The sequence below is a fragment of the Terrabacter sp. GCM10028922 genome, assembly GCF_042666095.1.
In the GTDB taxonomy this organism is placed as follows: domain Bacteria; phylum Actinomycetota; class Actinomycetes; order Actinomycetales; family Dermatophilaceae; genus Terrabacter.
Genome location: NZ_JBHTFG010000006.1, coordinates 577975 through 586928, shown reverse-complemented (window position 1 = coordinate 586928; position 8954 = coordinate 577975). Strand labels below are relative to the sequence as shown.

Genomic DNA, 8954 nt, shown 5'->3' with positions numbered 1-8954 from the left:
CAAAGCCCCAAAACGAGGTAATTGGCATCGATTTTTGACACGCTGTTGAGTTCTCAAGAATCGGACACACACCATCAACCACCTCACCGAGGAGGCCTCCGGGGCAACCCTTCAAACTTACCCGCCTCAAGCTTGGGAGTCAAACTCGCGATCCGCCCTTCAGGGCGTCCGAGCCGACCCGCTTGGTGTCAGCGGTTCCTGCTCTCCGAAGCCTACCCGATCGACCGGACTGCTTCGGACCTTCGTCAACCCCGGGACCGGCCTACTTCGCGTCGCGATCACTCGCTCCGCCGTGGCGTCCGTTCCTCCCTGTCGGGCTGACGAAGAGAACATTAGCCCGGCCCCGCCGAGAAACACAAATCCGCCCGCCCCAGCGTGCCAAAAGGGGCGGATCCCGTGGTGTACCAACGGGATCCGCCCCTGAGGCGGTTGCTTCCGATGCCGGCCGGCGGTGCTCGACCCGCCTGTGTCAGACGCGGCGTGCAGCAGCGAGATTGCGTCGGCCCCGCTTGAGGACCGCCACCGCACCGTGCATGAAGTCGTCCTCACCGAGCACGAGCTCCGGGTCGGTGAGCTTGGCGTTGTTGAGCGAGGCCCCGCCCTCCCCGATGGCCCGACGGGCGCCGTTGCGCGAGTCGACGAGCCCGACGGCAACGAGCGCGTCCACGACGGACGTTCCCACCGCCACGCCGGCTCCAGGCAGCTCGGCCGTCGCGTCAGCGAGGGTGCGCGCGTCGAGGCCGGCCAGGTCGCCCTTGCCGAAGAGCGCCTCCGATGCAGCCTGCACGGCGGCGGTCGCCTCGGCGCCGTGCACGAGCGTGGTGATGTCGGCGGCGAGGGTGCGCTGCGCCGCCCGGCGGAACGGCTCCTCCTTTACCTGCCGCTCCAGCTCGGCGACCTCGTCGGGCCCCCGGTCGGTGAAGACCTTGAGCAGCGAGACCACCGAGGCGTCCTCGATGTTGAGGAAGTACTGGTAGAAGGCGTAGGGGCTCGTCATGTCGGCGCTCAGCCACACCGCGTTGCCCTCGGACTTGCCGAACTTGTTGCCGGCCGCATCGGTGAGCAGCGGGGTCGTGAGCAGGTGCACCGCCTTGCCCTCGACCCGGTGGATGAGGTCCACGCCCGCGGTGAGGTTGCCCCACTGGTCGCTGCCGCCGGTCTGCAACGTGCAGCCGAACTCGCGGTACAGGTGCAGGTAGTCGAGCCCTTGGAGCAGCTGGTAGCTGAACTCGGTGTACGAGATGCCCTCGTTGCTCTCGAGCCGCGTCGCGATCGCGTCCTTCTTGATCATCTGGTTGACCCGGAAGTGCTTGCCGACGTCGCGCAGGAAGTCGAGTGCCGACAGCGGGGCGGTCCAGTCGAGGTTGTCGACGAGGATCGCGGCGTTCTCCCCCTCGAAGGTGAGGAACGGCCGCACCAGCGCCTTGATCCGCGCGACGTTGTCGGCGGTCTGCTCCTTCGTCTTGAGCAGTCGCTCGGACGTCGGCTTCGGGTCTCCGATGAGGCCCGTGGAGCCACCGACGAGGCAGATGACCCTGTGCCCGGCGCGCTGGAAGTGACGCAGGACGACGAGCTGGACGAGGTTGCCGAAGTGCAGCGAGGGCGCGGTGGGGTCGAAGCCGCAATACAGCGTGAGAGGTCCATCCGCGAGTGCTTCGCGCAGCGCCGCCTCGTCGGTGGACTGTGCCACCAGGCCGCGCCACTGCAGCTCGTCGAAGATGTCCGTCACGGGTATCGGTGTCCTCTCTCCACGGCGGGCTCCCTGCCCACCGGCACACAGCCTGCCGTATGCCGCAGCGGCCGGGCCACCGAGTACCGCGTGGTCCCGCATGCCGGGCGTCAGCGACGCCGCCGCACGACGCCGGGGCGGTACGTGGAGACCGTCGGGTCACCCGCGACGGAGAAGCGCCAGGGGTAGGCGACCGCGTCGCCCCCGGGACCGCTGACCCCGACCCGGGGGCCGACGACGACGTGCTCCCGCCCGACGGGGGCGCCCGCGGACACGACGAGGTCGATGGGGTCGCCGACGGGCGGGCGGCAGAAGTCGAGCCCGCTGTGCTCCTTCGACATCGCGAGCGCCTGGCCGAGACGCCCCGGTCCCCTGGCCCAGTCGCGCTCGCGCACCGGGCCGCGTCGGGCGCGGACGAGGTCCTCGCCCTCCAGCACCTCACCCGCCCGCACGAGAACTGCGGACGCCGATCCCACCTCGCCGACCACGAGGTTGACGCACCAGTGGTGTCCGTAGGTGAAGTAGACGTACGTGAACCCGGGTGGCCCGAACATCGGGCGGGTCCTCGGGGTCACTCCTCGATAGGCGTGCGACCCGGGGTCGAGCTCGCCGGCATACGCCTCGAGCTCGGTCAGGCGCAGTGTCACCCCGCCGAACGACAGGTGGCGCCCGAGCAGCTCCGGCGCCACCTCGACGGACGGGCGCGCGAAGAACTCGCGGGGCAGTCGGTGGTCCTCGAGGCTCACCGGCGACACGCTAGCCCGAGGGTCAGACGGTGGCCGTCCAGGCCCGGGCGTCGGCGAGGCGGTCACGTGCCGCGGCCAGCTGCTCGGCGACGCGGACGGGCGCGGTGCCCCCGACGGCATCACGCGATGCGAGCGACCCGGCCACCGAGAGCACCGAGCGCACCTGCGGCGTCAGGTGCTCGCTGATCCTCCCGAAGTCCTCGTCGGAGAGGTCCCACAGCTCGATGCCGCGCGCCTCGCACTCACGGACGCAGGCACCTGCGACCTCGTGGGCGATGCGGAACGCGACGCCCTCGCGCACGAGCCACTCGGCGATGTCGGTCGCGAGCGCGAAGCCCTGCGGCGCCAGCGACTCGAGCCGGTCGGTGTGGAACGTCAGGGTGTCGACCATCCCGGAGAACGCCGGCAGGAGCACCTCGAGGGTGTCGACGGCGTCGAACACCGGCTCCTTGTCCTCCTGCAGGTCGCGGTTGTACGCGAGCGGGAGGGCCTTGAGCGTCGTCATCAGCCCGGCCAGGTCGCCGACCAGGCGACCGGCCTTGCCGCGGGCGAGCTCGGCGACATCGGGGTTCTTCTTCTGGGGCATGATGCTCGAACCCGTCGAGTACGCGTCGTGGAGCGTGACGAAGGAGAACTCCTTCGTGGCCCAGAGCACGATCTCCTCCGCGATGCCCGAGATGTCGACGGCGGTCATCGCCGCCACGAAGGAGAACTCGGCGGCGAAGTCGCGTGACGCCGTGCCGTCGATCGAGTTCTCGACGGCACGGGCGAAGCCGAGGTCGCGCGCGACTGCCTCAGGGTCGAGGCCGAGCGACGAACCGGCCAGGGCGCCCGAGCCGTAGGGCGATGCGTTCGCCCGGGCGTCCCAGTCACGGAGCCGGTCGACGTCACGCAGCAGGGCCCATGCGCGCGCGAGCAGGTGGTGCGAGAGCAGCACCGGCTGGGCGTGCTGCAGGTGGGTTCGCCCGGGCATCGCCACGCCGAGGTGACGGTCGGCCTGCGCCACCAGCGCGTCGACGACGTCGAGCACGAGGCCGCCGACGATCCGGGCATGCTGACGCAGGTACATCCGGAAGAGCGTCGTCACCTGGTCGTTGCGCGACCGGCCCGCCCGCAGGCGCCCTCCGAGGTCGGTTCCGACCCGCTCGATCAGCCCCCGCTCGAGGGCCGTGTGGACGTCCTCGTCGTCCTGCGCCGGCACGAAGTCGCCGGACAGGACGTCGGCCTCGAGGTGGTCGAGGCCGTCGAGCATGCCGGCCAGGTGCTCGTCGGTGAGCAGGCCCGCGGCATGCAGGACGCGCGCGTGCGCACGTGAGCCGGCGATGTCGTGCGGCGCGAGGCGCCAGTCGAAGTGGGTGCTCTTCGACAGCGCCGCCAGCGCCTGGTCGGGTCCGCCGGCGAACCGGCCTCCCCAGAGGCTCACGCGGGCCTCGGGCCCACCCTCACGCCCAGCATCGGGGCCGCCGTCGGGGCGGACGTCGCGGCCACTGCCACGGGTGGTGCCGCTCGTGCCGGTGGTGGCGTCGGTCGTCATCGGTGGTTCTCCTCCTGCTGGGGTGGGGGCGTCACTCACGGCTGCCGGCGAGCGCCTGGAGCCGCTCGGCGACAGCGACCGCGTGGGTCGCGCTCGCGGTGACGATCATGATCGTGTCGTCACCGGCGATCGTGCCGACGACCTCGGGGTCGCGCGTGAGGTCGATCGCCGAGGCGAGGTAGTTGGCCGCGCCGGGCGGGGTGCGCAGCACGACGAGGTTCGCGGCCGCCGTGGCCGACACGAGCAGCTCCTCGCAGGTGCGGCGCAGCCGTGCGGAGGCGGAGTCGCCGAGGGAGCCGACGGCTGCCACCTCGCCGCCCTCGCCCGGCACGGCGTACACGAGCGCCCGGCCGCGGCGTACCTTGACGGCGCCGAGCTCGACGAGGTCACGCGACAGGGTCGCCTGCGTGACCTCGGTGCCCTCGGCGACGAGCAGGTCGGAGAGCTCACCCTGGCTGTGCACGGCGTGCGCACCGAGGAGCTCGACGATGCGACGCTGGCGCTGCGTGCGGCTCACGACGATCACGCCCCCGTGCGCTCTCGTGCCGCCGCGAGGATCGCGGGCAGGGCATCGAGGAAGCCGCGCAGCTCGCCCTCGGACAGGACCAGCGGCGGCGCGAGACGCAGGGCCGTCGGGGTGACGGCGTTGACGATGAACCCGGCCTCGCGGGCGGCCGTCATGACCGCCGCCGAGGGTATGCCGTCAAGCTCGATCGCCCGGAGCAGGCCGCGTCCGCGCGTGCCCGTGACCCCCTCCACGTCGACGTGGTCGAGCAGCGCACCGACCTGCCGGACGTGGTCGAGCAGCCCGACGCGCTCGATCGTGTCGAGCACGGCAAGACCGGCCGCGCAGGCGAGTGGGTTGCCGCCGAAGGTCGTGCCGTGCTGCCCTGCAGCAAGCAGCCCGGTGACGGACGGCCCGAACGTCACGAGCGCGCCGATGGGCACACCGCCACCCAGGCCCTTGGCGAGCGTCATCGCGTCGGGGACGATCCCTGACGCCTGGTGCGCGAACCAGTCACCGGTGCGGCCGATGCCGGTCTGGATCTCGTCGACGACGAGCAGGGCGCCGTGCGCCGTCGTCAGCTCGCGGGCGAGACGCAGGTAGTCGGCTGAGAGCTCCCGCACGCCGGCCTCGCCCTGGACCGGCTCGAGGAACAGCGCGGAGGTGGCGTCGTCCACCGCGGCGCGCAGGGCTTGCGCGTCGTTCGGGGGCACGAAGACGACCTCGGGGATCAGCGGCTCGAACGGCTCGCGGTATGCGGCCTTGTGGGTCAGCGCGAGCGCTCCCGTGGACCGGCCGTGGAACGAGCCCTCGAGGGCGATGATCCGCGTGCGTCCCGTGCGTCGGGAGAGCTTGATCGCGGCCTCGGTCGCCTCGGTGCCCGAGTTGGCGAAGAAGACGCCCGACCCTGGGGGGGCGGCGCTCACGGCGAGGAGTCGCTCGGCGAGCGCGATGGCCGGCTCGGACGTGAAGAAGTTGGAGACGTGGATGGCCGACTCGGCCTGCTTGGCGACCGCCTGCACGAGCGCCGGGTGTCCGTGACCGAGCGCGTTGACGGCGATGCCCGAGAGGAGGTCGAGGTAGCGCTTGCCGTCCACGTCGGTGACCCAGCAGCCGTGGCCCGCGGCGAGGACGAGCTGGGGCGTGCCGAAGACCTGCACCATCGCGCCGGCGTAGCGGCCGAGCAGGTCGCTGCCCGTCGTCATGAGGACTCCTCGGGTTCGGGTTCGCCGGCCCGCGAGACGGACGCCCCGGGGCCGGTGATGGCGGGCAGCACCATGGTGCCGATGCCCTCGTCGGTGAAGATCTCGAGCAGGATCGAGTGCGCCTTGCGCCCGTCGACGACGTGGGTCTGGGGCACGCCGCCCTCGACGGCCCGGATGCACGCCTCGAGCTTGGGCACCATGCCGTGGTCGACACGGGAGAGCAGCTCGCGCGCGGCGGTGACGTCGATCGCCGACAGCAGCGACCCGCGGTCGGGCCAGTCGGCGTAGATGCCTTCGACGTCGGTGAGCACGACGAGCTTCTCGGCCCGGAGGGCCACGGCGATCGCGGCGGCAGCCGTGTCGGCGTTGACGTTGAGCACCTGGCCGTCGACGTCGAGGTCGGGTGCGACCGTCGAGACGACCGGGACGCGGCCGGCGTCGAGGATGTCGATGATGGCCGAGGGGTTGACGCTCTCGACGTCGCCGACGAGCCCGAGGTCCACCTGCTCACCGTCGACCACAGCGCCGCGGCGGCGCGCGCCGAGCAGGGCGGCGTCCTCGCCGGACAGACCGACCGCGATCGGCCCGTGCTGGTTGAGCAGCCCGACGAGCTCGCGACCGACCTGTCCGGTCAGGACCATGCGGACGACGTCCATGACCTCGGGCGTCGTGACGCGCAGGCCTGCCTTGAACTCGCTCTCGAGGCCGACGCGCTCGAGCATGGCCTTGATCTGCGGTCCGCCCCCGTGGACCACGACGGGCCGCAGGCCGGCATACCGGAGGAAGGCGATGTCCTGGGCGAAGGCCGCCTTGAGCTCGTCGTCGACCATGGCGTTGCCGCCGTACTTCACGACGACGAGGGCGCCGCGGAAGCGCTCGAGCCACGGGAGTGCCTCGACGAGCGTCGCGGCCTTGCCTGCGGCGACACGCAGGGACGCGGCGTCGATGATTCCCCGGAGGTTCTGGTGCGACGCGCTGCCGGTGGGGTCCTGCCCACCTCGGGTCGTCGTCATGAGCTGTAGGCCGAGTTCTCGTGGACGTAGTCGTGGGTGAGGTCGTTGGTCCAGACCGTGGCGGTCTCGGGGCCGGCGTGGAGGTCGACGAGGACGTGCACCTCACGTGCTCCGAGGTCGACGAGACCGCGGTCCTCCCCGACGCCGCCGGCCCGGCAGACCTGCACGCCGTTCATCGAGACGTCGAGCGTCGCCGGGTCGAACGCCGCGCGTGTGGTGCCGACCGCCGCGAGAACGCGGCCCCAGTTGGGGTCGTTGCCGAAGACCGCGCACTTGAAGAGGTTGTTGCGAGCCACCGCCCGCGCCACCTCGAGGGCGTCGTCGACGGATGCGGCGCCCGTGACCTCGATGGCGATGTCGTGGGCGGCTCCTTCGGCGTCGGCGATGAGCTGCCGCGCAAGGTCCGAGCAGACGGCCGTCAGCGCGTCGGTGAGCCTGTCACGGTCGACCGGCACACCGGAGGCCCCCGACGCGAGGACGACGACGGTGTCGTTGGTCGACATGCAGGCGTCGGAGTCGATCCGGTCGAACGACACGGCGGTCGCTGCGCGCAGGGCGGCGTCGAGGTCACCCTGATCGACGGACGCGTCGGTCGTGAGGACGACGAGCATCGTCGCGAGCGCCGGGGCGAGCATGCCCGCACCCTTGGCCATGCCGGAGACGGACCAGCCCTCGCCGGCGTGACCGGCGACCTTGTGCACCGTGTCGGTCGTCTTGATCGCGACCGCAGCCGCCTCATGACCGCCGGGCGAGAGCGCCGCCGCAGCGGCGCCGACGCCCGAGGTGACCTTGTCCATCGGCAAGAGCTCGCCGATCAGGCCGGTCGAGCAGACGACGACGTCGCCCGCTGAGAGCCCGAGGACCTCTGCCACGTGCTCGGCGGTGCGATGGGTGTCGAGGAAGCCCTGGGCGCCCGTGCAGGCGTTGGCACCGCCGGAGTTGAGGACCACGGCATCGGCGCGCCCGTCGGCCACGACCTGGCGCGACCACGTGACCGGCGCGGCCTCGACCCGGTTGCTCGTGAAGACCGCGGCAGCATGGTGGTCGGGTCCGTCGTTGACGACGAGCGCGAGGTCGGGGGTGCCGCTCGCCTTGAGGCCGGCCGTGACCCCGGCCGCGCGGAAGCCCAAGGGCAGGTCGACGTGCGCGGGGCTGCTGCTCACGGGGCCACTCCTGCGATCGGGAGCCCGAGGGTCTCGTCGAGACCCAGGGCGAGGTTGGCGCACTGCACGGCGGCGCCGGCGGTGCCCTTGGTGAGGTTGTCGATGGCCGACACGACGACGACGCGCCGCACCCGCTCGTCGACGGCCACCTGGAGCTGGACGTGGTTGCTGCCCACGACGGACGCGGTCGTCGGCCACACGCCCTCCGGCAGCAGATGGACGAATGGCTCCACGGCGTACGCCCGTGCCCAGGCCTCGCGCACGGCTGCGGGGTCGACGCCGGGACGCAGCCGCGCGGTGCACGTCGCGAGGATGCCCCTCGGCATCGGCGCGAGCGTCGGCGTGAACGAGACGCGCACCGGCTCGCCCGCGGCGCCTGACAGGTTCTGCTCGATCTCGGGGGTGTGCCGGTGGACCCCGCCGACGCCGTAGGGCGACATGGCACCCATGACCTCGCTGCCGAGCAGGTGCGGCTTGAGCGACTTGCCGGCACCGGACGTGCCGGACGCGGCGACGACGACGACGTCGTCGGGCTCGAGCAGGCCGGCCGCAAAGCCCGGAGCGAGTGCCAGGGAGATGCCCGTGGGGTAGCAGCCGGGCACCGCGATGCGGGTGGCTCCCGCGAGCCGGCCCCGCTGCACGGTCCCGGACGGGCCGGGGAGCTCGGGGAGCCCGTAGGGCCACGACCCGGCGTACGCCGTGTCGTAGAAGCGCGTCCAGGCCTCCTCGGACTCGAGCCGGAAGTCGGCCCCGCAGTCGATGACGACGACGGCGTCGGGCAGCTGCGCCGCGATGGCGGCCGAGTGGCCGTGCGGCAGCGCGAGGAAGACGACGTCGTGACCGGTCAGGGTCTTCGGTGTCGTCTCGACGAGCACCCGTTCGGCGAGGGGCACGAGGTGCGGGTGCACCGCCCCCAGCCGCTCGCCCGCGCTGCTGGCCGCCGTGACGGCCCCGACCTCGAAGTGCGGGTGGGCGAGCAGCAGCCGGAGGATCTCTCCTCCGGCGTAGCCACTCGCCCCCGCAACTGCTGCCCTGATCACAATGCATGACTATACACGA

Annotated in this window: 8 protein-coding genes; all 8 read right to left on the bottom strand. The window is 72.0% G+C overall.

Translation table 11 applies throughout. The features are described from left to right. Window positions 1-469: 469 nt before the first annotated feature. The 8 genes from tyrS to argC all read right to left on the bottom strand — a co-directional run bounded on the left by tyrS (window position 470) and on the right by argC (window position 8935). Window positions 470-1729, bottom strand: a complete 1260-nt coding sequence (tyrS, locus tag ACFQU3_RS07515; RefSeq protein WP_385908265.1) for a tyrosine--tRNA ligase — start codon at window positions 1727-1729, stop codon at window positions 470-472. Window positions 1730-1839: 110 nt separating this feature from the next. Further along, window positions 1840-2475, bottom strand: a complete 636-nt coding sequence (locus ACFQU3_RS07510) for a DNA-3-methyladenine glycosylase (protein ID WP_385908263.1) — start codon at window positions 2473-2475, stop codon at window positions 1840-1842. Window positions 2476-2497: 22 nt separating this feature from the next. After that, on the bottom strand, window positions 2498-4009 hold the full coding sequence (gene argH / locus ACFQU3_RS07505; RefSeq protein ID WP_385908261.1) for an argininosuccinate lyase: 1512 nt from the start codon (window positions 4007-4009) through the stop codon (window positions 2498-2500). A 31-nt stretch (window positions 4010-4040) separates the two neighbouring features. Beyond that, entirely contained in the window at window positions 4041-4526 is a 486-nt protein-coding gene (argR, locus tag ACFQU3_RS07500) for an arginine repressor (protein ID WP_385908259.1), read from the bottom strand. 5 nt (window positions 4527-4531) lie between these two features. After that, a complete protein-coding gene (locus tag ACFQU3_RS07495; RefSeq protein WP_385908257.1) occupies window positions 4532-5719 on the bottom strand; it encodes an acetylornithine transaminase in 1188 nt (395 codons plus the stop codon). After that, the gene (gene argB, locus ACFQU3_RS07490) at window positions 5716-6732 is read right to left on the bottom strand and encodes an acetylglutamate kinase (RefSeq protein ID WP_385908255.1); all 1017 of its coding nucleotides are present in this window, start codon (window positions 6730-6732) and stop codon (window positions 5716-5718) included. Before argB ends, ACFQU3_RS07495 begins: the two co-directional genes overlap by 4 nt. Further along, a complete protein-coding gene (gene argJ, locus ACFQU3_RS07485) occupies window positions 6729-7895 on the bottom strand; it encodes a bifunctional glutamate N-acetyltransferase/amino-acid acetyltransferase ArgJ (protein ID WP_385908253.1) in 1167 nt (388 codons plus the stop codon). Before argJ ends, argB begins: the two co-directional genes overlap by 4 nt. Beyond that, complete coding sequence (gene argC, locus ACFQU3_RS07480; RefSeq protein ID WP_385908251.1) at window positions 7892-8935, bottom strand: N-acetyl-gamma-glutamyl-phosphate reductase; 1044 nt, start codon at window positions 8933-8935, stop codon at window positions 7892-7894. The genes argJ and argC overlap by 4 nt, the downstream gene beginning before the upstream one ends. Window positions 8936-8954: the final 19 nt, after the last annotated feature.